23 protein-coding genes are annotated in these 23,275 nt (G+C 73.0%); 14 read left to right on the forward strand and 9 right to left on the reverse strand.

Features of this window, described 5'->3' with window-relative positions; genetic code table 11:
• Nucleotides 1–128: 128 nt before the first annotated feature.
• Genes J1M46_RS13135 through J1M46_RS13145 form a run of 3 tightly spaced genes read left to right on the forward strand, consistent with a single transcriptional unit; the run spans nt 129 to nt 3,240 of the window.
• Nucleotides 129–623, forward strand: coding sequence for a PH domain-containing protein (locus tag J1M46_RS13135; protein WP_206448209.1), 495 nt, complete (start codon nt 129–131; stop codon nt 621–623).
• Entirely contained in the window at nt 620–2,548 is a 1,929-nt protein-coding gene (locus J1M46_RS13140) for a PH domain-containing protein (protein WP_206448210.1), read from the forward strand. Before J1M46_RS13135 ends, J1M46_RS13140 begins: the two co-directional genes overlap by 4 nt.
• The gene (locus J1M46_RS13145) at nt 2,545–3,240 is read left to right on the forward strand and encodes a DUF2520 domain-containing protein (RefSeq protein WP_206448767.1); all 696 of its coding nucleotides are present in this window, start codon (nt 2,545–2,547) and stop codon (nt 3,238–3,240) included. Before J1M46_RS13140 ends, J1M46_RS13145 begins: the two co-directional genes overlap by 4 nt.
• A gap of 10 nt (nt 3,241–3,250) precedes the next feature.
• Here the strand turns inward: J1M46_RS13145 and moaA are convergent, their stop codons facing one another.
• The gene (gene moaA, locus J1M46_RS13150) at nt 3,251–4,345 is read right to left on the reverse strand and encodes a GTP 3',8-cyclase MoaA (RefSeq protein ID WP_206448211.1); all 1,095 of its coding nucleotides are present in this window, start codon (nt 4,343–4,345) and stop codon (nt 3,251–3,253) included.
• A 305-nt stretch (nt 4,346–4,650) separates the two neighbouring features.
• Here moaA and J1M46_RS13155 point away from each other — a divergent pair, with 305 nt between their 5' ends.
• Genes J1M46_RS13155 through narI form a run of 4 tightly spaced genes read left to right on the forward strand, consistent with a single transcriptional unit; the run spans nt 4,651 to nt 11,554 of the window.
• On the forward strand, nt 4,651–8,400 hold the full coding sequence (locus J1M46_RS13155) for a nitrate reductase subunit alpha (protein ID WP_206448212.1): 3,750 nt from the start codon (nt 4,651–4,653) through the stop codon (nt 8,398–8,400).
• Complete coding sequence (gene narH, locus J1M46_RS13160; RefSeq protein WP_206448213.1) at nt 8,400–10,100, forward strand: nitrate reductase subunit beta; 1,701 nt, start codon at nt 8,400–8,402, stop codon at nt 10,098–10,100. Before J1M46_RS13155 ends, narH begins: the two co-directional genes overlap by 1 nt.
• Nucleotides 10,097–10,792 carry a nitrate reductase molybdenum cofactor assembly chaperone gene (gene narJ, locus J1M46_RS13165; protein ID WP_342384379.1) on the forward strand — a complete coding sequence of 232 codons (696 nt, stop codon included), beginning with the start codon at nt 10,097–10,099 and terminating at the stop codon, nt 10,790–10,792. Before narH ends, narJ begins: the two co-directional genes overlap by 4 nt.
• 3 nt (nt 10,793–10,795) lie before the next feature.
• Nucleotides 10,796–11,554: a respiratory nitrate reductase subunit gamma gene (gene narI, locus J1M46_RS13170; RefSeq protein ID WP_206448214.1), complete on the forward strand. Its 759-nt coding sequence runs from the start codon at nt 10,796–10,798 to the stop codon at nt 11,552–11,554.
• A 51-nt stretch (nt 11,555–11,605) separates the two neighbouring features.
• Here the strand turns inward: narI and J1M46_RS13175 are convergent, their stop codons facing one another.
• Genes J1M46_RS13175 through J1M46_RS13195 form a run of 5 tightly spaced genes read right to left on the reverse strand, consistent with a single transcriptional unit; the run spans nt 11,606 to nt 15,899 of the window.
• Nucleotides 11,606–12,691 (reverse strand): cytochrome P450, encoded by a 1,086-nt coding sequence (locus tag J1M46_RS13175; RefSeq protein ID WP_206448215.1) that lies wholly within the window; start codon nt 12,689–12,691, stop codon nt 11,606–11,608.
• Nucleotides 12,688–13,884, reverse strand: coding sequence for an ABC transporter ATP-binding protein (locus J1M46_RS13180; protein ID WP_318255311.1), 1,197 nt, complete (start codon nt 13,882–13,884; stop codon nt 12,688–12,690). Before J1M46_RS13180 ends, J1M46_RS13175 begins: the two co-directional genes overlap by 4 nt.
• 46 nt (nt 13,885–13,930) lie before the next feature.
• Nucleotides 13,931–14,752 (reverse strand): molybdate ABC transporter permease subunit, encoded by an 822-nt coding sequence (gene modB, locus J1M46_RS13185; RefSeq protein WP_342384380.1) that lies wholly within the window; start codon nt 14,750–14,752, stop codon nt 13,931–13,933.
• The gene (gene modA, locus J1M46_RS13190) at nt 14,749–15,510 is read right to left on the reverse strand and encodes a molybdate ABC transporter substrate-binding protein (protein ID WP_342384381.1); all 762 of its coding nucleotides are present in this window, start codon (nt 15,508–15,510) and stop codon (nt 14,749–14,751) included. The genes modB and modA overlap by 4 nt, the downstream gene beginning before the upstream one ends.
• A complete protein-coding gene (locus J1M46_RS13195) occupies nt 15,507–15,899 on the reverse strand; it encodes a TOBE domain-containing protein (RefSeq protein ID WP_206448216.1) in 393 nt (130 codons plus the stop codon). Before J1M46_RS13195 ends, modA begins: the two co-directional genes overlap by 4 nt.
• 109 nt (nt 15,900–16,008) lie before the next feature.
• Between J1M46_RS13195 and J1M46_RS13200 the strand changes: the two genes are divergently transcribed.
• Genes J1M46_RS13200 through J1M46_RS13225 form a run of 6 tightly spaced genes read left to right on the forward strand, consistent with a single transcriptional unit; the run spans nt 16,009 to nt 19,992 of the window.
• Nucleotides 16,009–17,094, forward strand: a complete 1,086-nt coding sequence (locus J1M46_RS13200) for a ThiF family adenylyltransferase (RefSeq protein WP_206448217.1) — start codon at nt 16,009–16,011, stop codon at nt 17,092–17,094.
• Complete coding sequence (locus tag J1M46_RS13205; RefSeq protein ID WP_206448218.1) at nt 17,091–18,320, forward strand: molybdopterin-binding protein; 1,230 nt, start codon at nt 17,091–17,093, stop codon at nt 18,318–18,320. Before J1M46_RS13200 ends, J1M46_RS13205 begins: the two co-directional genes overlap by 4 nt.
• The gene (moaC, locus tag J1M46_RS13210; protein ID WP_206448219.1) at nt 18,317–18,793 is read left to right on the forward strand and encodes a cyclic pyranopterin monophosphate synthase MoaC; all 477 of its coding nucleotides are present in this window, start codon (nt 18,317–18,319) and stop codon (nt 18,791–18,793) included. Before J1M46_RS13205 ends, moaC begins: the two co-directional genes overlap by 4 nt.
• 7 nt (nt 18,794–18,800) lie before the next feature.
• On the forward strand, nt 18,801–19,466 hold the full coding sequence (gene mobA / locus J1M46_RS13215) for a molybdenum cofactor guanylyltransferase (protein ID WP_206448220.1): 666 nt from the start codon (nt 18,801–18,803) through the stop codon (nt 19,464–19,466).
• Entirely contained in the window at nt 19,463–19,762 is a 300-nt protein-coding gene (locus J1M46_RS13220; RefSeq protein ID WP_206448221.1) for a DUF6457 domain-containing protein, read from the forward strand. Before mobA ends, J1M46_RS13220 begins: the two co-directional genes overlap by 4 nt.
• Nucleotides 19,759–19,992 (forward strand): MoaD/ThiS family protein, encoded by a 234-nt coding sequence (locus J1M46_RS13225; protein WP_092915984.1) that lies wholly within the window; start codon nt 19,759–19,761, stop codon nt 19,990–19,992. The genes J1M46_RS13220 and J1M46_RS13225 overlap by 4 nt, the downstream gene beginning before the upstream one ends.
• A 34-nt stretch (nt 19,993–20,026) precedes the next feature.
• Here J1M46_RS13225 and J1M46_RS13230 read toward each other — a convergent pair whose 3' ends face one another.
• Both J1M46_RS13230 and J1M46_RS13235 read right to left on the reverse strand, forming a co-directional pair.
• Nucleotides 20,027–20,497, reverse strand: coding sequence for a molybdenum cofactor biosynthesis protein MoaE (locus tag J1M46_RS13230; protein WP_241249126.1), 471 nt, complete (start codon nt 20,495–20,497; stop codon nt 20,027–20,029).
• Nucleotides 20,494–20,973, reverse strand: a complete 480-nt coding sequence (locus tag J1M46_RS13235) for a MogA/MoaB family molybdenum cofactor biosynthesis protein (protein ID WP_206448222.1) — start codon at nt 20,971–20,973, stop codon at nt 20,494–20,496. The genes J1M46_RS13230 and J1M46_RS13235 overlap by 4 nt, the downstream gene beginning before the upstream one ends.
• Nucleotides 20,974–21,028: 55 nt before the next feature.
• Here J1M46_RS13235 and panC point away from each other — a divergent pair, with 55 nt between their 5' ends.
• A complete protein-coding gene (gene panC, locus J1M46_RS13240; RefSeq protein WP_206448223.1) occupies nt 21,029–21,883 on the forward strand; it encodes a pantoate--beta-alanine ligase in 855 nt (284 codons plus the stop codon).
• Nucleotides 21,884–21,967: 84 nt separating this feature from the next.
• Here panC and J1M46_RS13245 read toward each other — a convergent pair whose 3' ends face one another.
• Nucleotides 21,968–23,188, reverse strand: coding sequence for an integrase catalytic domain-containing protein (locus J1M46_RS13245; protein WP_342384382.1), 1,221 nt, complete (start codon nt 23,186–23,188; stop codon nt 21,968–21,970).
• Nucleotides 23,189–23,275: the final 87 nt, after the last annotated feature.

Consider the following 23,275-nt stretch of genomic DNA (forward strand, 5'->3'; position numbering starts at 1 on the left):
TATCGCAGAACCGGCATTCAGTCGCCTCGCACTAGCCTGGATGCGACCGCGGTCGGGCAGCGGAGTTCGACTCGGCGAGCGACCGAGCATGCCCCGACCGCACCAGCCCGACCGCACGAGGAGGAACCGTGGCAGAGCGCATCGACGTCACCGGCGCATGGCAGCGCATCAGCATGCGGTACGCGAGCGTCGAAGCGGTGAGCACCGTGATCTGGTGGCTGATCGTCGGCGTCGCCGCGACCGTGCCGATCTGGATCGTCAACGATGGCGACATGCCCTGGTGGGGCTGGCTGCCGCTGGCAGCGGCGATCCTGCTGATCGTGATCGGCGTGGTCTTCTCCGTCCTGCGCACCCGCACGATCGGCTACCTGCAGCGCGACGACGACCTGCTCGTGCGGCGCGGCATGCTGTTCCGCCGCTTCGTCGCGGTGCCGTACGGCCGCATGCAGGTGGTCGACATCACTCAGGGGCCGGTCGAGCGGATGTTCGGGCTCAAGTCGCTCAAGTTCGTCACGGCGGCCGCGACCAGCGCGATCACCATCCCCGGGATGCCCGGCGACACGGCCGAGCAGCTGCGCGATCACCTGGTCGCCGTCTCCGAATCGCGACGAGCCGGCCTGTGACCGACCCGCGCCATCCCCAGGGGCCGCCCCCGGGCGGGCCCTGGCAGGGCATGCCGCCGCAGGGCATGTCGCCGCAGGGCACGCCGCCGCAGCCGAGCCAGCCGCAGGATGCCCGTGCGAAGGCGGCCGAGCTCGTCGACGGCGAGTGGCACCAGCTCCACCCCGCCTCGCCGCTGCTGCGCGGCGGGCTGGCGCTGATCATCTTCGTCGGCATCCTGTTCTCGGTGTTCCGCGACCGCCTGATCGTGCTGTTCGTGCCGGATGAGTTCGGCAGCGACTTCGACGAGGACCCGTTCAGCGACTTCATCGTCACCCAGCTGCTGTGGGTCATCCTCGGCATGATCGGCCTCGTCCTGCTGCTGATGCTGCTGTTCTGGATCGGCTGGCGCGTGCACCGCTTCCGCATCACCGGCGACGCGGTCGAGGTGCAGCAGGGCATCTTCGTCAAGAAGCACCGCCGCGCGCCGCTCGCACGCATCCAGGGCATCAACATCCAGAAGCCGTGGTTCGCGCGCCTGCTGGGCGCCTGCAAGTTCGAGATCCAGCAGGCCGGCAACGACTCCAACGTCGACCTGAACTACCTGAGCTCCTCGGTCGCGGATGCGCTGCGGTACGAGATCCTCAACCGCGCGTCGGGGCGCTCAACGGCCGATGCGCAGCGCCTCGCCGCCGAGCGGCAGACGGCCGCAGGTGGCGTCGTCAACGAGTTCCTGCACCCCGACGCCGAGCTCTCGCGGGTCGCGCCCGGCTCCCTGGTGCGCATCCCCGTCGGCCGCATCATCGCCTCCTCCGTGCTCGACGGCTGGATCGTCTGGGCGGTGCTCTACCTGGTCGGCACGCTGGTGGTGACGTTCGTCTTCCAGCAGTGGTGGGTGCTGTTCTCGATGGTGCCCGCAGCGATCGCGTTCTTCGCCGCCGGCATGCGCTCGCTGGGCGCGAAGCTGCGCTACTCGATCGCGGCCACACCCGATGGCATCCGGCTCGCCTACGGCCTCGCATCCACCACCACCGAGATCCTGCCGCCGGGCCGCATCTTCGCGCTGCAGGTCAAGCAGCCGCTGCTCTGGCGGCCGTTCGGCTGGTGGCAGGTGACGTTCACGCGCGCCGGCAAGACGTCGAGCGACGGATCAGGCTCGAGCGGCCAGAGCCAGCAGATGGCGAACTTCCTGCTGCCGGTCGGCGACCTGCGCGATGTGCGCACGGTGATCGGGCTCCTGCTGCCCGAGCTCGCGCACTCGCCGCTGGTCGACCAGGGCCTGTTCGGGCAGGCGCCCGACGCCTACGTCGTCAGCCCGCCGCGTGCTCGCGCCTTCCGCTGGTTCAGCGTGCGCCGCAATGGCTTCCACGTGCACCCCGCGGCCTTCCTGCTGCGGCACGGCCGCATCTGGCGATCGCTGCAGCTGGTGCCGGGCGCCCGCGTGCAGTCCGTCGCGATGCAGCAGGGCCCGATCTACGGGCTGGCCCGGCTCGCCCGCGTGCAGTTCCACGTGCCGGGGTCGGTGCTCTCGCCCTCGATCGGCGCGCTCGACCAGCAGGATGCCGCGACGCTCTTCGAGCACGCGATGCGCACCGTGAAGGTCGCCATCGACACGGATGCGTCGGAGTCGTGGGCAGCGTCACTGTCGCGCAACGCGGTGCTCGAGACCGCGCCCGCGGTGCAGGACGGGCTGATGCCGGCACCGCACCCCGGGCGGCCGCAGTGGCAGCAGGAGCCGCCGCAGTGGCAGCACGCGCCGCAGCACGCGCCGCAATTGCACCGGCCCGCCCCGCAGCCGCCGCAGCAATGGCAGCCGCCAGCACAGCCGCCGCAGCAGTGGCAGCCGCCAGCACAGCCGCCGCAGCAGTGGCAGCGACCCGCGACCGACGCATCGTGGCAGCCGCCAGCAGCGGACGAGCGCTGGCAGCGGCCGCGCGACGAGCAGTGAAGCCCGGCAGGCTCGGCGTCGGCATCATCGGCGCCGGCAGGGTCGGACCGGTGCTCGGCGCCGCGCTCGCGGGCGCCGGCCATGCGATCGTCGGCATCAACGCGACCGGCGCCGACGCGGTCGAGCGCGCGGAGGCCGTGCTGCCGGGCGTGCAGATCCTCGACGTGCCCACGCTCGTCGAGCGCAGCGAGCTCGTGCTGCTCACCGTGCCCACGGAGGAGCTGGCCGAGCTGGTCGCCGGCCTCGCGGCCACGGGCGCCTGGCAGCCCGGCCAGCTGGTCGTGCACACGGCCGCCGAGCACGGGATCGAGGTGCTGCGGCCGGCGTACGAGCGCGGCGCCATCCCCATCGCCCTGCACCCGGCGATGACCTTCACCGGCACCACGCTCGACCTGAGCCGGCTGCTCGAGACGGTGGTCGCGGTCACCGCGCCCGGCCCGGTGCTGCCGATCGGCCAGGCGCTCGCCGTCGAGATGGGCGCTGAGCCGATGGTGGTCGACGAGGCCGACCGCCCGGCCTACGCGGAGGCGGTCGCGACGGCGCGCGACTTCGCAGACGGGATCGTCGCGCAGGCCATGCGGCAGCTGCATGAGATCGGCGTGGAGCGCCCCGCTCGCGTGCTCGGCGGCGTCGTGCGCTCCGCCGTGGAGATGGCGCTCGCGCGCTACCCGGATCCGCCGATCGAGCCCTGAAGCGGCGCGCTCAGCCGCCGATCGCGTTCATGCCGCGCGCGGGCTGCAGGAACGACGGGTCATTGATCGCGTGGCCGGGCAGCTTGCCGGCGATGCACGAGCGCAGCACGTCGTCGACCGCGCCGTCCGTGCCGCCGCCGGCACCCTCGCGCAGCACCGGCAGCAGGTCGTACTCCTGGTTCGAGAACAGGCAGTTGCGGAACTGGCCGTCGGCGGTCAGCCGCATGCGGTCGCATGCGCCGCAGAACGGTGCGGTCACCGAGGCGATCACGCCGACCGTGTGCGGGCCGCCATCGATCTCCCAGCGCTCCGCCGGCGCCCCGCCGCGGCCCGGCACCGGCGTGAGGGCGAAGCGCCGGCCGAGCGTGTCGAGCATCTCGTCGCGCGTGACCATCTGCGCGCGATCCCAGGTGTGCCCGGCGTCGAGCGGCATCTGCTCGATGAAGCGCATCTGCGCGTCGTGCGCCATCGCGAACTCGACCAGCTCGACCAGCTCGTCGTCGTTCACCCCGCGCATCGCCACCGCGTTGAGCTTCAGCGGCCGCAGCCCGGCCGCCTGCGCCGCGCGGATGCCGGCGAGCACGTCGTCGAGCCGATCACGGCGGGTGAGCTCGGCGAAGCGGTCGCGGCGCAGCGTGTCGATCGAGATGTTCAGCCGCGCGAGCCCCGCGTCGACGAGCTCTGGCAGCAGCTCCGGCAGACGGATGCCGTTGGTCGTCATCGCGAGCTCGACCGGCGTGCCGTCGGGGCCGCGCAGCGCCGCCAGGCGGCGCACGACGTCGACGATGTCCCGCCGCAGCAGCGGCTCGCCGCCCGTGAGCCGGAAGGTCGAGATGCCGGCCGCTGCGGCGACGCCGGCGATGCGCACGATCTCGTCGACCGTGAGGATGCTGGTGCGCGCGAGCCACTCGTTGCCCTGCTCCGGCATGCAGTAGGTGCAGCGCAGCGAGCAGCGGTCGGTGAGCGAGATGCGCAGGTCGCGATGCACGCGGCCGAAGCGGTCGACGAGCGGTCCGGATGCGATCCGGCTCGACTCCGCGGGGGCGGGCGGGCTCGCCAGCGCCACCGCCGTGCGGCTGCTGATCGTCACCGGCACTCCGGTCACACCGTGCCCCTCGCATCCATGCTCCGAGCGTAGCCCGGCCACCGCATCCGTGACCGGAAGTCTTCCTCGTTCTCTGCCCGACCCTTGCAAGCCCTGCTCGGTTCGGCCAGGCTGGAGCCAATTCGGCGATGGAGCGGAAGGGCAGCGATGCGGGCAGCGACGGAATCTCGGTTCACGGCGACCATGTCTGATTGGGACTCAGAGCGCGATGCGACGCGGGACACGCGCCTCGCCCTCTCGAGGCTGCGGATCGCCATCTGCTCGCGACGGCGGCGCGCAGCGCTGCACTGCACAGGAGCGACGTCATGACACAGACCGAGCCACGCCGCCGCACCGCGCCGGCCACCGACGGGCCGCTCGCCGAGGCACTGGTGGGCATGTCGCGCTTCGTGCGCCGCGGCGATGTGTCGGAGGATCTGCGGGCGCTGTTCCTGAAGGGCGGTCGCGAGGGCGACGTCTTCTACCGCGACCGCTGGTCGCACGACAAGGTGGTGCGCTCCACGCACGGCGTCAACTGCACCGGCTCGTGCTCGTGGAAAGTGTACGTCAAGGACGGCATCATCACCTGGGAGGCCCAGCAGACCGACTACCCGAGCGTCGGCCCCGACTCGCCCGAGTACGAGCCCCGCGGGTGCCCCCGCGGCGCCGCCTTCAGCTGGTACACCTACTCGCCGACCCGGGTGCGCTACCCGTACATCCGCGAGACGCTCGCCCGCCACTACCGCGCGGCCAAGGCCCAGCACGGCGACCCGGTCGAGGCCTGGGCATCCGTCGTCGACGACCCGGAGATCTCGCGGGCGTACAAGCGCGCCCGCGGCAAGGGCGGCCTGGTGCGCACCACGTGGGACGAGGCGCTCGAGATCGCGGCGGCCGCGCACGTGCACACCATCAAGCGCTACGGCCCCGATCGCATCGCGGGCTTCTCGCCCATCCCGGCGATGTCGATGGTCTCGCACGGGGCAGGCTCGCGCTTCATGAGCCTGATCGGCGGCTCGATGCTCTCCTTCTACGACTGGTACGCCGACCTGCCGGTGGCCAGCCCGCAGGTGTTCGGCGACCAGACCGACGTGCCCGAGTCGGCCGACTGGTGGAACTCCAGCTACCTGATGATGTGGGGCTCGAACGTGCCGGTGACGCGCACGCCGGATGCGCACTTCATGACCGAGGCGCGCTACCGCGGCCAGAAGGTCATCACCGTCTCGCCCGACTACACCGACAACACGAAGTTCGCCGACGAGTGGGTGGCGCCGCACCCCGGCACGGACGGCGCGCTGGCGTTCGCGATGGGGCACGTGATCCTGAAGGAGTTCCTGGTCGATCGGCAGACCGAGCGCTTCGTCGACTACCTGCGGCGCTACTCTGACGCGCCGTACCTGGTCGCGCTCGAGCAGCGCGGCGAGCAGCTGGTGCCCGGCAAGTTCGTCACCGCGAGCGACCTCGGCGGCGAGGCGGCAGCGGCACCACGAGCCGACTTCAAGACCGTGCTGCTCGACCAGCAGGGCTCGCCGGTGGTGCCGAACGGCTCGCTCGGGCACCGATTCACGCCCGAGGACGAGGGCAGGTGGAACCTCGACCTGGGTACGACCGTGCCGCCCCTGTCGGTCGCCGACGTGCCCGACTGGGACGGCGCATCCGCTGAGATCGCACTGCCCCGCTTCGACCTGGCCCCCGAGCCCGGGCAGGAGCACGCGGGCGGCTCCGGCGTGCTGCTGCGCGGCGTGCCGACGATGGAGGTCGCCGGGCGCACCGTCACCACCGTGTTCGACCTGATGCTGGCGCAGTACGGGGTGGCCCGCGCGGGGCTGCCGGGCAGCTGGCCGAGCGGCTACGACGACGCCGAGGCGCCCGGCACGCCCGCGTGGCAGCAGGAGCTCACCTCGGTGCCGGCCGAGCAGGTCATCCGCATCGGCCGCGAGTTCGCCGACAACGCCGAGCAGTCCGGCGGCCGCTCCATGATCCTGATGGGCGCCGGCACGAACCACTGGTTCCACTCCGACACGATCTACCGCACGTTCCTGGCGCTGACGACGATGACCGGCTGCCAGGGCGTCAACGGGGGCGGATGGGCGCACTACGTCGGGCAGGAGAAGGTGCGCCCGCTCACCGGCTACTCGCAGTACGCCACCGCCGCCGACTGGAACCGGCCCGCGCGGCTGGCGATCGGCACCGCCTTCTGGTACCTCGCCTCGGAGCAGTGGCGCTACGACGGGCTGCCGGCCGACCAGCTCGCCTCGCCGCTGGCGCGCGGCACCTTCGCGGGCCGCACCACCGCCGACTGCCTGGTGGAGTCGACCAAGCGGGGCTGGATGCCGAGCTTCCCGACCTTCTCGCGCAACCCGCTCGACCTGTGCGACGAGGCGGAGGCGGCCGGCAAGGAGCCCGCGCAGCACATCGTCGACTCGCTCACCGACGGCTCGCTGCACTACGCGGTGGAGGATCCCGGCGCACCCGAGAACTTCCCGCGCGTGATCTCCATGTGGCGCGCCAATGTGCTGGGCTCCTCCGGCAAGGGCAACGAGTACTTCCTCAAGCACCTGCTCGGCACCGACGCGGCGGTGCGCGCAGAGGAGTCGGGGCCGGGGGAGCGGCCGCGCGACATGGTCTGGCGCGAGGAGGCCGCCAGCGGCAAGCTCGACCTGCTCATGACGGCCGACTTCCGCATGACCTCGACGACGCTGTTCAGCGACCTCGTCTTCCCCGCGGCGACCTGGTACGAGAAGTACGACCTGTCGTCGACCGACATGCATCCGTTCATCCACTCGTTCAACCCGGCCATCAACCCGCCGTGGCAGACGAAGACCGACTTCGACCTCTTCGGCGAGCTCGCCAAGCGCTTCAGCGAGCTCTGCGAGGGGCACCTGGGCGTGCGGCGCGACGTGGTCGCCGCCCCGCTGCAGCACGACACTCCCGACGTCATGGCCACCCCGCACGGCCGGGTGCCCGAGGGCGCCCCGCTCGTGCCGGGGGTGACGATGCCGAAGCTCATCGTGGTCGAGCGCGACTACCCGGCGCTGTACGACCGATGGCGCAGCCTCGGCCCGCTCACCGAGCAGCTCGGCATGACGACCAAGGCGATCACCTACCGGCCGGATGAGGAGATCGAGGCGCTGGGCCACAGCAACGGCGTCCACCCGTCCGGACGGGTGGCCGGTCGTGTGCGGCTCGACAGCGACAAGCGCGCGTGCGAGATGATCCTGGCCTTCTCGGGCACCAGCAACGGCAGGCTCGCGGTGCAGGGCTTCCGGCAGCTCGAGCAGCGCACCGGGCAGCGCATCGCGCACCTCGCTGAGGATCACGAGGGCTCCCGCATCACCTTCGCCGACGTGCAGCAGCAGCCGCGCAGCGTCATCACGAGCCCCGAGTGGTCCGGCTCGGAGCACGGCGGCCGCCGCTACACGGCCTTCGCGATCAACGTCGAGCACCTGAAGCCCTGGCACACGCTCACCGGCCGCCAGCACTTCTACCTCGACCACGACTGGATGGAGGAGCTGGGCGAGAACCTGCCCATCTACCGCCCGCCGCTCGACATGCACCGGCTCTTCGGCGATGCCAAGATCGGTCACGTCGGCGAGGCGACCGGGCCCGGCGCCGGGCAGGCCGAGGTGGCGGTGCGCTACCTGACGCCGCACTCCAAGTGGTCGATCCACTCCGAGTACCAGGACAACCTGTTCATGCTGTCGCTCTCGCGCGGCGGCCCGACGATCTGGATGAGCCCGCAGGATGCCGGCAAGGTCGGGGTGCGCGACAACGACTGGATCGAGTCGTACAACCGCAACGGCGTGGTCGTCGCGCGCGCGATCGTCTCCCACCGCATGCCGGAGGGCACGGTGTTCATGTACCACGCGAAGGACCGCACGATCGATGTGCCGATCGCCGAGACGAGCGGCAAGCGCGGCGGCATCCACAATTCGCTCACCCGCATCCTGCTCAAGCCCAGCCACCTCATCGGCGGCTACGCGCAGCTCGCGTGGGCGTTCAACTACCTGGGACCCACCGGGAACCAGCGCGATGAGGTCACGACGATCCGACGCCGAAGCCAGGAGGTCGAGTACTGATGAAGGTCATGGCACAGATATCGATGGTGATGAACCTCGACAAGTGCATCGGATGCCACACCTGCTCCGTCACGTGCAAGCAGGCATGGACGAACCGCACCGGTGTCGAGTACGTCTGGTTCAACAACGTCGAGACGCGGCCCGGCGTCGGCTATCCCCGCACCTACGAGGATCAGGAGAAGTGGCGCGGCGGCTGGAAGCGCACCAAGCGCGGCAACCTGAAGCTCAAGGACGGCGGCCGGCTCTGGAAGCTCGCGCACATCTTCTCGAACCCGAAGCTGCCCGAGATCCACGACTACTACGAGCCGTGGACCTACGACTACGACATGCTGCTCAACGCGCCCGCCGGCGACCAGATCCCGGTGGCGAAGCCGCGCAGCCTGCTCACCGGCGAGGACACCAAGATCTCCTGGTCGGCGAACTGGGACGACAACCTGGGCGGCTCCCTCGAGACGATGCAGGACGACCCGATCCTGCAGAAGATGAGCGAGAGCGTCGAGGCGGAGTTCTCGAAGGCGTTCATGTTCTACCTGCCGCGCATCTGCGAGCACTGCCTCAACCCCTCGTGCGTCGCGTCATGCCCCTCTGGCGCGATGTACAAGCGGGCCGAGGACGGCATCGTGCTGGTCGACCAGGACCAGTGCCGCGGCTGGCGCATGTGCGTCTCCGGCTGCCCGTACAAGAAGGTCTACTTCAATCACCGCACCGGCAAGGCCGAGAAGTGCACGATGTGCTACCCGCGCATCGAGGTGGGGCTGCCGACCGTGTGCGCCGAGACCTGCGTCGGGCGGCTGCGCTACATCGGGCTGGTGCTCTACGATGCCGACCTGGTCGCCGAGGCCGCCAGCGTCGAGGACGAGCACGCCCTGCTGGCCGCGCAGCGCAGCATCCTGCTCGACCCGAACGACCCGGCCGTGATCGAGCAGGCGCGCAAGGACGGCATCCAGGAGGACTGGATCGACGCCGCCCAGCGCAGCCCGATCTGGAAGCTCATCCAGCAGTACGAGGTGGCGCTGCCGCTGCACCCCGAGTACCGCACCATGCCGATGGTCTGGTACATCCCGCCGCTCTCGCCGGTCGTCGACGTGATCTCCGGCTCCGGCGCCGACGGCGAGGACGCCCGCACGCTGTTCGCGGCGATCGAGAAGCTGCGCATCCCGATCGCCTACCTGGCGGAGATGTTCTCGGCCGGTGACCCCGATCCCGTCGACCTGGCGCTGCGCCGCATGGCGGCGATGCGCTCGTACATGCGCGGGGTCAACCTCGACGGGGAGGGCGACGAGCGCATCGCACGCGCGGTCGGCATGCCCGGGGAGGACCTGCAGGAGATGTACCGGCTGCTCGCCATCGCGAAGTACGAGGAGCGCTACGTCATCCCGAGCGCGCACGCCGAGCAGGCGCACGACCTCGAGGAGATGGGCTGCTCGCTCGACTTCGAGGACGGACCGGGGATGGGCGGGGCCGGGCCGTTCGGGTCGTCCAGCGGTCAGAGCGTGCCGGTCGCGGTCGAGAACTTCCAGTCGCTCGAGGCGCGGCAGACCGCCGACCGGCCATCGAGCCCCGGACGGGTCAACCTGCTCAACTGGGATGGCAACGGCACCCCGCGCGGGCTCTTCCCGCCGAAGGACAAGGACGTGCCGCAGGGCGACATGGGCCCCGTGCAGAGCACCGGCAAGCGGAACAAGGGGAAGGACGTGTGAGGACCATCCTCCCGATGCCCACCCGGCGGCCGCGACTGCCGGGTGAGCTGCCGCCGCTGCGACTGAAGGCCGACCAGCGTGCGCGCACGCACATGCTGGCCTCGCTGCTGCTCGACTACCCGGATGCGGCGTGGTTCGACCGGCTCCCGTCGCTGCGCGTGCACCTCGAGGGCCTGCCGGCGCCGATCGCCGAGCCGCTCGATGGCTTCATGGATGCCGCCGAGCTGGCCGGGCAGGCGCCGTGGGAGGAGCAGTACGTGCTCACCTTCGACCTCAAGCGCAAGTGCAGCCTCTATCTGAGCTACTTCGCCACCGGCGACACCCGCCGGCGCGGGATGGCGCTGCTCACCTTCCTCGAGGCCTACCGCGCCGCCGGCTGGCAGTTCGACGCGCAGGAGCTGCCCGACTACCTGCCGGCTGTGCTCGAGTTCTCGGCGCTCAGCGGCTCCGACGTCGCCGCCGCGGTCATCACCTCCCACCGCGAGGGCATCGAGCTGCTGCGCGCGGCGCTCGAGGACATGGACAGCCCCTGGGCGCAGGTCATCCGCACCGTCACACTCTCGCTGCCGCCGGTGGACGAGCGCACGCGCGAGCGCTTCCGGCAGCTGGTCAGCGACGGGCCGCCGACCGAGACCGTCGGGCTCAGCATCGGGCTGGAGCCCTTCGTCGCGAACTCCCAGAACGGAGACTGACGGATGAGCGCGATCGAGATCGTCCTGTGGGTGGCGGTGCCGTACGTGAGCATCATCGCCTTCATCGCCGGTCACATCTGGCGATACCGCTACGACAAGTTCGGGTGGACGACCCGCTCGAGCCAGACCTACGAGAACACGCTGCTGCGCTGGGGCTCGCCGATGTTCCACCTCGGCATCCTGATGGTGCTCGCCGGCCACGTCGTCGGCCTGTTCATCCCGCGCGAGTGGCTCTACGCGATCGGCATCACCGAGGAGATGTACCACTGGGGCGCGACCGTGATGGGGAGCTTCGCCGCCGTGCTGACGCTCGCGGGCCTCGCCATCCTCATCTACCGCCGCCGCACCGTCGGCCCCGTCTTCCTGGCGACCACCGTGATGGACAAGGTGATGTACGTCTTCCTCGCCCTCACGCTCGGCTTCGGCACCCTCGCGACGGTCGTGCACCAGGTCTTCGGCTCCGGGTTCCAGTACCGCGAGACGATCTCGCCCTGGCTGCGCTCGATCTTCGGCTTCCAGCCGCAGCCGGAGCTGATGGCGAACGTGCCGATCCTGTTCGAGCTGCACGTGCTCTCGGCGCTCGCGCTCTTCGCGCTCTGGCCGTTCACGCGACTCGTGCACGTGTTCTCGGCACCGGTCGGCTACCTGTTCCGGCCCTACGTCGTCTACCGATCGCGCGACGACGTGCAGGGCACCCGGGCGCCCAAGCGCGGCTGGGATCCGATCAGCACGCCCGACCCGCAGCGCCTCCGGCGGCCCTGACGCGCCCACGCGCATCGCGCATCCGTCACGCCCGCGCGCCGCGCGCATCCGTCACGCATCGTGCCGCTCGAGCGCCGCCATGAAGCGGCGGTAGCCGCCGGCGGGCGGCGTCTCCCGCTCGATGCCACCGTGCTCCTCGGCGGCGCGCACGCTGCCGGTGCGCAGCAGCTCGCGCGTGATCACGCGCAGCTGCAGCGTCGCGAGCGGCCGCCCCGGGCACACGTGCGGGCCGATCCCCCAGACGAGGTTGGCGGATGCGTTGCCGTGCGGGTCGAAGGCACGCGGCTGCGCGAAGCGGGCCGGGTCGACGTTCGCCTCGCGCCAGTCGAGGGCGACGACCTCCTCGTGCGCGACCGGACAGCCCGCGACCTCGGTCGCGCGGGTGGCGATGCGCCGGTTGGCGAGGAAGGGGTCGTCGAGGCGCAGGATCTCGTCCAGCACCGCATCCAGCTCGGCGTCGTCCGCCGCGGCCAGCCGCTCGGCGTGCTCGGGGTGCTCGGTGAGCCAGGCCACCACCACCCCGACGCAGAGCGCCAGGGAGGCGAGGTCGCCGCCGGTCCAGTTCCGCAGCACCGACACCAGCACCTCCTGCGACAGCGGCATGCCCTCGGCGTCGCGCGTGCGCACGAGCTCGGTGGTGAGGTCGTCGGGCGCGTCGGCACCCATGCGCTCCTCCACCCGGGCGCGCACGATCGCGTCGAACCGCACGGCGACACCGGCCAGGCGGGTGCGGTCGCCCGATCGCGTGGCAGCCCGGTTGTCGGCGACCCACTGCAGCAGATCGTCCTCGATCGACGCCGGCCAGCCCAGCCAGGCTGACTGCGCCCGCACCGCGTACCGCGCGCCGAGCTCGCTGACCGCATCGAACGCGGCCCTGCCGGCCAGCTGCTCGAGTAGCTGCTGCGCGACTCGCACGAACGCGGGCGTGTACGCGGCGACGCGCTGCGCGTCGAGGAACGGGTCGAGCATGGCGCGCGCCCGCCGGTGCGCCTCGCCGTCCAGCCCGTTCGGCACCTGCAGGTGGCGGGAGACGGCGCTCGAGAAGGTCTCGGGGTCGGTCGCGACCGCGACCACCGCCGCGTGGTCGCCGAAGCGGCGGCTGACAGTGCGCGACGGGCGGGGCTCGTGAGCGGTCATGCCTCCACGGTAGGCGCGGGCGCCGCGTTCGGCGAGCCCTGGTGTGGCACCAGCCGCAGCCGCTGCGGATCGATCGACACGCGCACGCGCGCGCCCGGGCGCAGTGCCGGCTCGGCCGCGGTGCGCTCGTCGAGGTCGGCCGCGATCCCCGGCGCGTCCGGTGCAGCGCCGTCGAGGGCCACCACCACCCGCAGGCCGGCCGGCAGCCGCAGCACGCGCAGCACCGTGGCCTCGCCGCCGAACTCCGCGCCACCGGCGCGCCCGGCATCTGCGTGGGTGCCGAGCTCCGTGCCACGGGCGGCCGCGGCGCCTGCGGCTGTCAGGCGCACGTCCGCTGGTCGCACGACTGCGGCCGCGTCGCCGTCGGCCGCAGTCGCGCCGTCCGTGCTCGCCGAGGCCTGCGCCCGCGCGTCGAGCCGGAGGCCGCCGCCGGCTGTCCACACGCCGTCCCGCACGACGCCCTCGATGCGGTTCACGTCGGCGAAGGCGGCAGCGAAGCGGGTCGCGGGCCGCTCCAGCACCGCGCGCAGCGCACCATGCTGCGCGACCCGGCCGTGCTCGATGACGACGATCCGAGCGGCGAGCGCCGCCGCATCCGCTGCCGCATGCGTGACCACGAGCGCGGTCGCTCCGCTCGAGGCGAGCTGCTCGTGCACGAGGGCGCGCACGTCGGCCGCGGTCTCGACGTCGAGCGAGGTGAAGGGCTCGTCGAGCAGCACGAGCGCCGGCTCCACCGCGAGCGCGCGGGCGAGGGCGACGCGCTGCTGCTGGCCGCCCGAGAGCCGCTCGGGCGCGCGATCGCCGAGCCCGCGCAGCCCGACCCGGTCGAGCCACGCGTCTGCCCGCTCGGCCGCTGCCGCCTTCGCGACGCCGCTCGCCCGCAGCCCGAAGGCGACGTTCTCGCCCGCCGTCAGGTGCGGGAACAGCCGCGGGTGCTGGTCGAGCAGCACGACGCCCCTGCGGTGCGCGGGCAGGCTCCGCCGGGCCGTGGCGACCGACCGCTCGCCGATCACGACCTCTCCGTCGGCCAGCGGCGCCTCGCCCGCGATCGCCTGCAGGATCGTCGACTTGCCCGCCCCGCTCGGCCCGATGAGTGCCACCGCCTCGCCCGCGGCGGCGCGCACGTGCGCGCGCACGGTCATGCCGTGCGCGCGGTGGACGACGATGCGGGCGTCGAGCGCCGCGCCGCTCACCGCACGCTCCCCGGCATCGCACGCTCCCGGCATCGCACGCTCCCGCTCATCGCACGCTCCCCGTCATCGCACCAGGCCGCCAGGCGCGCGCGAGCAGCAGCACCGCGATGGCACTCACGAGCAGCAGCAGCGACAGGGCGATCGCCGTCGCCTGGGTGGCGCCGGTGCCGTGGAAGGCGGTGTAGATCGCCAGCGGCATCGTGCGGGTCACCCCCGGCGCGTTGCCGGCGAAGATCGCGGTGGCGCCGAACTCGCCCAGGGCGCGCGCGAAGCACAGCGTGGTGCCGGCCAGCAGCCCGGGTGCCGCCAGCGGCAGGGTGACGCGCAGCAGCACCGTCCACGGGGGCGCACCGAGCGACGCCGCCGTGCGCTCGAGCGCGATGCCGCGGGCGCGCACCGTGCCCTCGATCGCCAGCACCAGGAACGGCAGCGACACGAAGGTCTGCGCGAGCACCACCGCGGAGGTCGTGAACGGCACCTCCACGCCCCAGACCGCCAGCACGCGGCCGAGCGGGCCGTCGCGCCCCAGCAGCGCCAGCAGCGCCACCCCGTCGACCAGCGGCGGCAGCACCAGCGGAATCGTCACGATCGCGCGCAGCCACGCGGCAGTGCGGTCGCCCGCCCTGGCGATCGCGATCGCCAGCGGCGCCCCGAGCAGCAGGCAGATCGCGGTGGCCAGCAGCGCGGTGCCGAGCGAGAGGCCGAGCGCGCTGAGCGCCTCCGGCGAGGCGATGTCGGCGCCCAGGCTCGCCCATTCGACCTGCCCCACCAGCGCGGCCATCGGCACCACCAGCAGCAGCAGCCCGACCACGATCGGCACTGCGAGCACCGGCGGCCACGGCCACGACGCATCCGTTCGCCCGGTCACGGCGCCCCGAACCCGAGGCCGTCGAGCACGGCGCGGCCCTCATCGCCGGCGATGAAGCGCACGAGCTCGGCCGCCAGCTGCGGCTCGGGCGAGTCGAGCACCACGGCGGCCATCGCGCGGTTGACGACCTGCTCGGCGCCGGCGACCGCGATGGTCTCGACCGAAGCGGATGCGGCTGCGTCGGTCGAGTAGACGAGTCCGGCGTCGACCGCGTCCGCCTCGACCTTCGCGAGCACCCCGCGCACGCTCTGCTCGAGGCTCACCGGCCGCACGTCGAGCCCGTGCAGCGCCAGCAGGCGCGCGGAGGCGGCGCCGCACGGCACCTCGGGGGCGCAGAGCACGGTGGAGACGTCGGCCAGGTCGGCGAGCCCGCGCACGCCACCCGGGTTGCCCGACGGCACGACGATCACGAGCCGGTTGGTCGCCAGCGGCACCGGCTCGCCGACCAGCTCGGCCACGCCCGCCATGCTGGGCTCGTCGGCCGAGACGAAGACGTCGTAGGGCGCGCCGGCGCGGATCTGGGTGGCGAGGGTGGCGGAGCCGTCGCTCACGATCGGCCGCACGTCGATGCCCGGGCGGGTGCGCTCGAAGGCCTCGGCGATCGTGGCCATCGCCTCGGCGAGCGATGCGGCCGAGGCGATCGTGAGGGCGGCGGTCGGCTCGTCGCCGGGAGCTGCCGGGCCGCCGCCGTCCGCGGGGCTGCACCCCGCGAGCAGCAGCGCCGCCGCGACCGCCGCCGCCACCCGGCGCCGCATCATGCCCTCGGCGTCTCGACCACGACGTGGGTCGCCTTCACGACCGCCGCCGCCAGCGAGCCGATCTCGAGCCCCAGCTCGTCGACCGCCTCGGCCGAGAGCAGCGAGACGACCCGGTGCGGGCCCGCCTGGATGTCGACCTGCGCCATGACGCCGTCGCGCTGCACGCGCACGACCAGCCCCACGAAACGGTTGCGGGCGCTCGAGCGCGTGCCGTCGGGGTCGGCGGGCGCCGCGGCCAGCTCGAGCGCCTTGGCGGCGAGCGCGTCGCCGGGCACCTCGATCGGCCGGCCCTCGCCCACCGGCAGCTCGCCCTGCTCGATCCATCGGCGCACGGTGTCGTCGCTGACCCCGAGCAGCTGCGCCGCCTGCGCCACCTTGAACGACTGCATGCGCCGACCGTATCGCCGCAGATGCGGAGAATCCAGCCTGATTTCGGGTGATCTGCGACTGCGTGGCCCGATCGTAGCCGTACGGCAGCGTTCCGCGTAGCCTGGCGGCATGGGAATGGCCCCGCTGGTCGAGCCGATCGCCGCGCTGTCGGAGCGCGAGCGCCTGCGCACCGCGCGCCACGCGCGCCTGCCCCAGCTGGGCGAGCTCGGCCAGCGCCGGCTGGCAGCCGCGCACGTCGCGATCATCGGCGCCGGCGGGCTCGGCTCGCCGCTCGTGCTCGCCCTCGCCTCCGCGGGCGTCGGCACCCTCACCGTGATCGACGACGACGTGGTCGAGATCTCGAACCTGCACCGGCAGGTCATCCATCGGCTCAGCGATGTCGGCTCGCCCAAGGTCGACTCCGCCGCCCGCGTGGCGCCGGAGCTCTCCGAGACGCGAGTGGTGCCGCTCGAGCTGCGGCTCACGCCGGCGAACACCGCCGACGCCCTGCGCGGCGCGCACCTGGTGATCGACGGTTCCGACAGCTTCGACACTCGGGCGATGGTCGCGAGCGCCTGCGAGCAGCTCGGCGTGCCGCTCGTGTGGGGGACGATCCAGGCCTTCGACGCGCAGGTGACCGTCTTCTGGAGCGCGCCGCCCGTGGGCGTCGCCCCGGTGGTGCTCGCCGACCTGCATCCGCCGGAGTCGGTCGGCGAGCTGCCCTCATGCGCGCAGGTCGGGGTGATGGGCGCGCTGTGCCTGCAGGTGGGCTCGCTGATGGCGCTCGAGGCGATCAAGCTCATCACCGGCGTGGGGGAGAGCCTGCTCGGTCGGGTGCTCGTCATCGATGGGCTGCGCGCGACGCAGCGCGAGCTGCGCGTGCGCCCCGCACGGGCCGCCGCACTGCCGGGCGCCGCGCCGCGCGTGCGCGAGGTGGGGGAAGCCGCCCTGGCCGGGGCGCGCGTGCTCGACGTGCGCGAGCATGACGAGGTGGCAGCGGGCATGATCCCCGGCGCGCAGCACCTGCCGCTCGCCGCGCTGCTCGCCGACCCGCGCGCGGCCGCCGGCGACGGCGAGCAGACGGTCGTCGTGTGCCGCACGGGCCCGCGCGCGCACGCCGCCGCCGCGGCGCTGCAGGCGGTGGGCGTCGACGCCGCGGTGCTCGCGGGCGGGATGCTCGCGTGGGACGCCCGGCGGCAGGGCGCCCGGGCGTGACCGGCGCGCCGATCGAGGTCGAGGCGCAGCTCGCGACCGTGCTCGCACGCGTGCGCGCGCTGCCGACGGAGACGCTGCCGGTCGCGCTCGCGCTCGGCCGCGTGCTGCGCGAGCCGGTGCGCGCCCTGGTCGACATCCCGGTGTTCGACAACTCGGCGATGGACGGCTTCGCGGTGTGCTTCGACGACCTCGCCGCGCTGCCGGCGCGGCTCGCGGTGGTCGCCGATGTGCCGGCCGGCTCGGGCCTCGACCCCGCGCTCGAGGCGGGGCAGGCCGCGCGCATCATGACCGGCGCACCGATGCCGACGGCCGCCGACACGGTCGTGCCGTTCGAGGACACCGCGGGCGGCCTCGCCGACTCGCTCGGCGTCGTCGAGGTGCTGCGCGCACCGGCCGCGCGCGGCCGCCACGTGCGCCGCCGCGGCGAGGATCTGCGCGCCGGCGACCCCCTGCTGGCACCCGGCGTGCGGCTCAGCCCGCTCGCGCTGCAGGCGATCGCCGCGGCAGGGGTGCCGCAGGCGATCGTGTCGCGCCGGCCGCGCGTGGCGGTGGTCTCCACGGGCGCCGAGCTCGTGACCGCGGGCGCTGCGCTGCGGCGCGGCCAGATCCCCGAGTCGAACAGCGTGCTGCTCGCGGCGCTCGCGGCCGACGCGGGGGCCGAGGTCGTGCTGGTGCGCACGGTGGGCGACGGCGGCGACGACCTGGTCGCGGCGGTCGCCGAGGCCGAGGCCGCCGGCGCCGACGCCCTGGTGAGCAGCGGTGGCGTGAGCGCCGGCGCCTACGAGCCGGTGCGCGCGGCGCTCAGCGGCACGATGACCTTCACGAAGGTCGCGATGCAGCCGGGCAAGCCGCAGGGCTTCGGCGAGACCGCCGGCGGCATGCTGCTGTTCGGCCTGCCCGGCAACCCGGTGAGCGCGGCCGTCTCGTTCGAGGTCTTCGTGCGCCCGGCGCTGCAGGCGATGCAGGGTGCGGGCGAGCTCGCGCGACCGGCGCTGCGGCTGCCGGCCGCGGTCGGCTGGCGATGCCCGCCCGGGCGGCGGCAGTATCTGCCCGCCGCGATCGACCGATCCGACCCGGCGCGCTGGCGCGTCGCCCCAGCGACGGCCGGCGGCTCCGGATCGCACCTCGCGGGCGGGCTCGCGCACGCCGAGGCGTACGCGGTGGTGCCGGCGCAGACCGAGCAGGTGACCGAGGGCGACCTCGTCGATGTCATGGTGGTCGCATGAGCTTCACGCATCTGGATGCCGCCGGGCACGCCCGCATGGTCGATGTCACCGGCAAGACGCCCACCGTCCGCGCCGCGACCGCGCGCGGCTCGGTGCGCTGCAGCGCCGAGGTGATCGCCGCGCTGCGCGACGGCACCGTGCCCAAGGGCGACGTGCTCGCGCTCGCCCGCATCGCCGGCATCCAGGCGGCCAAGCGCACCGCAGAGCTGCTGCCGCTCGCGCACGTGATCGGCGTCCACGGGGCCGCCGTCGACCTGGCCGTCGTCGACGACGGCGTCGAGATCGAGGCCACCGTGCGCACCGCCGACCGCACGGGGGTCGAGATGGAGGCGATCACCGCCGTCTCGGTCGCCGCGCTCGCGGTGATCGACATGGTGAAGGGCATGGATCGGCTCGCCTCGATCGAGCACGTGCGCATCGTGGCGAAGGAGGGCGGCCGCTCCGGCACCTGGGTGCGGCCGCAGGCGGACTGAGCGACCGATGAGCGAGCCGGCGACCGATGCCGCAGCCCCGGCGGGCGGCTGCGCGGCGGTGCTGCTCGCGGGCGGGCGCGGCTCGCGCATGGGCGGCGTGCACAAGCCGCTGCTCGAGGTCGGCGGGCGCAGCCTGCTGCAGCTCGCGATCGACGCCGCCGAGGCGCTCGGCTGCAGTCCGGTGACCGTCGCGGGCCCGGTGGCGGATGCGGTGGGCGCGCACGTGCGCTGGGTGCGGGAGCAGCCGCCGCTCGGCGGGCCGGCAGCCGGCATCGTGGCGGCGCTCGCGGAGCCGGCGTCGGCGCCTGAGCCCGCGTGGACCCTCGTGCTCGCGTGCGATCAGCCGGCGGCACCCGCCGCCGCGCTGCGGCTGCGCGACGGCATCGAGGCGCTGCCGGCGGGGCTCGACGGCCGCTGCCTCGCGGTCGGCGGACGCGCGCAGTGGCTGTGCGGGCTCTACCGCACGAGCGCGCTGCGCTCTGCGGCGGCAGCGCTGCCGGAGTCGGGCGCTGGCGCCTCGATGCGGATGCTGCTGGCGCGGCTCGCGCTCGAGCTCGCCGACGCGCCAGCAGCGCTGGCGGCGGACGTCGACACCTGGGACGATCTGGAGCAGGCACGTGCTCGGGCCGACGCGGCGCGAGCGACCGAGGACAGCCAGGAGGAGGCGCTATGAGCACCGCACACACCCTGCCGCCGGAGGCGCTCGACGAGTGGTCGGCAGCCCTGCGCACGCACTTCGACCTGCCCGCCGATGCGGTGCCGATCGCGCTCGTGCTCGATCTCGCGCGCGACGTCGCGGTCGGCGTCGCCCGCCCGGCGGCACCGCTGAGCGCGTTCGTCGCCGGCCTGGTCGCGGGCTCCCGCGGCGGCGATCCGGAGCAGATCGAGGCCGCCGTCGCCGCCATCACGAAGCTCGCCGACCGGTGGCAGACCCGCGCCGCCACCGACAGCGTGGAGGGCTCGGCGTGACCCGCGTGCGCTACTTCGCGGCCGCGCTCGAGGCCACCGGCCTCGACGAGGAGCGGCGCGGCGAGCAGACCGTCGGCGCGCTGCGCGCCGGCCTGGTCGCCGACCATCCGGGGCTCGCCGGCATCCTGTCGCAGTGCGCGGTGCTCGTCGACGGCTCTCGCGTCGACGACGCCGCCTCGCTCGCCGACGCCGAGCTCGTCGACGTGCTGCCGCCGTTCGCGGGTGGCTGAGCCGCGGCCGCCAAGGCTCCACCCGGGCGAGCGGTCAGCCGCCGAGCCCCTGCCACTGCGCGGACCCGTCGGCGGCGTGCTGCCGCTTCCACACCGGCAGCTCCAGCTTGATCGTCTCGATCACGGCGCGGCAGACGGTGAAGGCCTCATCGCGGTGCGGCGCGGCGACCGCGATCACGACCGCCAGATCGCCCACCTGCAGCGTGCCGACGCGGTGGCTCACCGCCACCACCGCCCGCGTGCCCGCGGCGGCGCGCTCGGCGATGCCGCGCAGCGCCGCCGACGCATCCGGGTGCGCCGAGTACTCGAGCGCGACGACCGGCGCGCTCGCGTGCGGGTCGTGATCGCGCACGCGGCCGATGAAGGTGGAGATCGCGCCGGCGGTGTCGTCCTCCACCGCGGCCAGGTGCGCCGCCAGGTCGAGCGGCACGGTCTCGACGCGCGCGAGGCGCACGGCACCGGCCCCGGGGCCGGCAGCGGCGCCGGCGTGCATCGCCTCGCTCATCGGTGATCACCGCCGCCCAGCTGGCTCGCGACGTGGTCGGCGACCCGCAGCACCGCCTCGACCCCGTCGGCGACCCCGCCGGGGGAGCCGGGGAGGTTCACGATCAGCGCGCCGCCCGCGATGCCCGCGAGACCGCGGGAGAGGAGGCCGCCGGGGGCCGCGGCCGCACCGATGCGGCGCAGCTCCTCGGCGATGCCCGGCACCGGGCGCTCGAGCACGCGGTCGGTGCCCTCCGGCGTCTGGTCGCTCGGCGCGATGCCGGTGCCTCCGCTGGTGAGCACGAGCAGCGGCCGTGCCGCGAGGGCATCGCGCAGCGCCGCCTCGACCGAGTCCGCGCCGTCGGGCACGACGACCGCGTCGTCGCACGCGAATCCCGCCCGCCGCAGCGCCTCGACCGCGACGGGACCCGACGCATCCGCCCTCGTGCCCGCGGCGGCGCGGTCGGAGACCGTGATGACGACTGCGCGGTGCGGCATGAGCCCAGCCTAGGCACCTCTAGGCTTCTACGAGGCCCCGCACCGTGGAGAGCGCATGCCCATCCAGACCCTGACCACCATCGACGACGCCCGCGCGTTCGTCGCGAGCGCCCGAGCCGAGGGCAAGCGCGTCGCGCTCGTGCCGACCATGGGCGCGCTGCACGCCGGCCATCTCGAGCTCGTGCGCGTCGCACGCGAGCACGCCGACGTCGTGATCGCGTCGGTGTTCGTCAACCCGCTGCAGTTCGGGCCGCACGAGGATCTCGCCAGGTACCCGCGCATGCCGGAGGCCGACACCGAGCAGCTCATCGTGCTCGGCGTCGAGGCGGTGTTCATGCCCTCGGTGGAAGACATGTACCCCGACGGCGGCCGCAGCGCCACGCTCGTCACCGCCGGGCACCTGGGCACGGTGCTCGAGGGCCGCAGCCGCCCTGGCCACTACGACGGGGTGCTGACGGTGGTCGCGAAGCTGTTCTCGATCGTGCAGCCCGACGTCGCCGTCTTCGGCGAGAAGGACGCCCAGCAGCTCTTCCTCGTGCGCCGCCTGGTGCGCGACCTCAACCTGCCGGTCGAGATCATCGGCGTGCCGACCGTGCGGGAGCCCGACGGCCTCGCCCTCTCGAGCCGCAACGCGATGCTCTCGGCGGGGGAGCGGCGCGACGCCCTCGCCCTCTCGCGCGCCCTCGAGGCCGCCGGCTCCGCGGCCGACCGCGGCGTCGAGTCGATGCTCGCGGCAGCCCAGTCGGTCTTCCAGTCCGACACCGGCGTGCAGCTCGACTACCTCGCGATCGTCGACCCGTGCACCTTCGCGTTCGCCGGCGAGCAGCACCACGGCCCCGTGCAGGTGCTCGTCGCAGCCCGCGTCGGCTCTGTCCGCCTCATCGACAACGCGATCTTCAGCATCCCGTGAGCGTATAGTTTTGCAAGAAGCAAGTTCGCATCCCCCTGTTGCCTCATGTCAATACCTCCGCCTGGGTGCAGTCGTTGCCTCACGTCAGGATCTCCGCATGCCGTAGTCGTTCCAGGCGTGGTTGATGGGTGGTTTGAGGGGCGCTGGCCGCTTCGCGATCGCGAGAGTTTCGAGTCGTCCGGTGAGGTTGAGGATGGCGCGTGAGAGCGCGCCGACGCGGATGCGTTTGAACTCGGCGTTGATTCGTCGGACGGCCATGGGCCGGGTCGTGGGGTGCCGGAGGGCGCGCTGGTGCGGGGTCGCTCCGGCGTCGTGCTTCTTGATCACTTTTGCGCCCTGACGGGTCTTGGAGAGCAGCTTCTGCTGCGGCAGCAGGTGGTTGGTGAAGACGCGGTCGAGGTCCCAGATCTGGTTCAGCAGCTCAAGCTCGGCAGTGGTGTCGTAGCGGAGGTAGCCGACGAGCTCGCGCACGCGGGACCAGTTCTTCTGCTCGACGTGGGCGCCGTCGTTCTTGTTGCCCGATCGCGACCTGGTGAACGTGATCTGGTGCAGCTCGCAGTAGCGGAACAGGTTGTGATTGATGAACTCGGTCCCGTTGTCGGAGTCGATGCCGATGATCGGGAACGGGAACACGGCGGTGACCTGCTGGAGCGCTTCGAACACCCACTTGGCTGCTTTGTTCGGCACGGACCGGTTCACGGTCCAACCGGTGGCGATGTCGGTCACGGTGAGCGTGAAGCAGAACTCGCCCGACGCGTTGCCGCCGTCGTGGGCGACCAGATCGATCTCCACGAAGCCCGGGACCGCGTCGTCCCATTCCGCCCAGGTGCGGATCGGGATCTGGGACTTGAGGAGGCTGCCGGGCTTCGTATGCGAGCGGCCGCGCGGCAACATCTTCGCCCGCTCGGACGCGAGCTTCCGGTCGATCGTGGCCGCGCTCATCCGGGTCAGCAGGGCCGCTTGCGCGTCGGTCAGCTCCAGTTCGCCCTCGCGGCGCAGCATCGGCACCAGCACCGGCAGCATCGGTGCGAGCAGCTTGCCGGCGGGTGCCCGCAGCACCGCCCAGCAGCGCACCAGCGCCGGCTGCAGCTCCGGCCCGTAGGTCGGCGTCCGCGGCGCCCGCGCCCTGACCGGGCGCACGGGTGCCGCCGCGGCCCGCAGCGCCGCCCGCGCGTAATCGCGATGCCAGCCCGTGAGTTCGATCAGCTCATCCAGCAGTCGCGACTTCCGCGCCCGGTCACCCGCTCGATACGAGGCCGCCAACTTCTTCGTCACAGCCTTGCGTTCCACCATCGTCAGCTCCACAGAGACAGGCGTAGCGCGAAACGGAGATTCCTACATGAGGCAACGTATCGATCTACGCGGAGGTTTCTGATGAGTCAACGCGAGCCC

The sequence above is a fragment of the Agrococcus sp. KRD186 genome (assembly GCF_017168255.1).
Classification (GTDB): domain Bacteria; phylum Actinomycetota; class Actinomycetes; order Actinomycetales; family Microbacteriaceae; genus Agrococcus.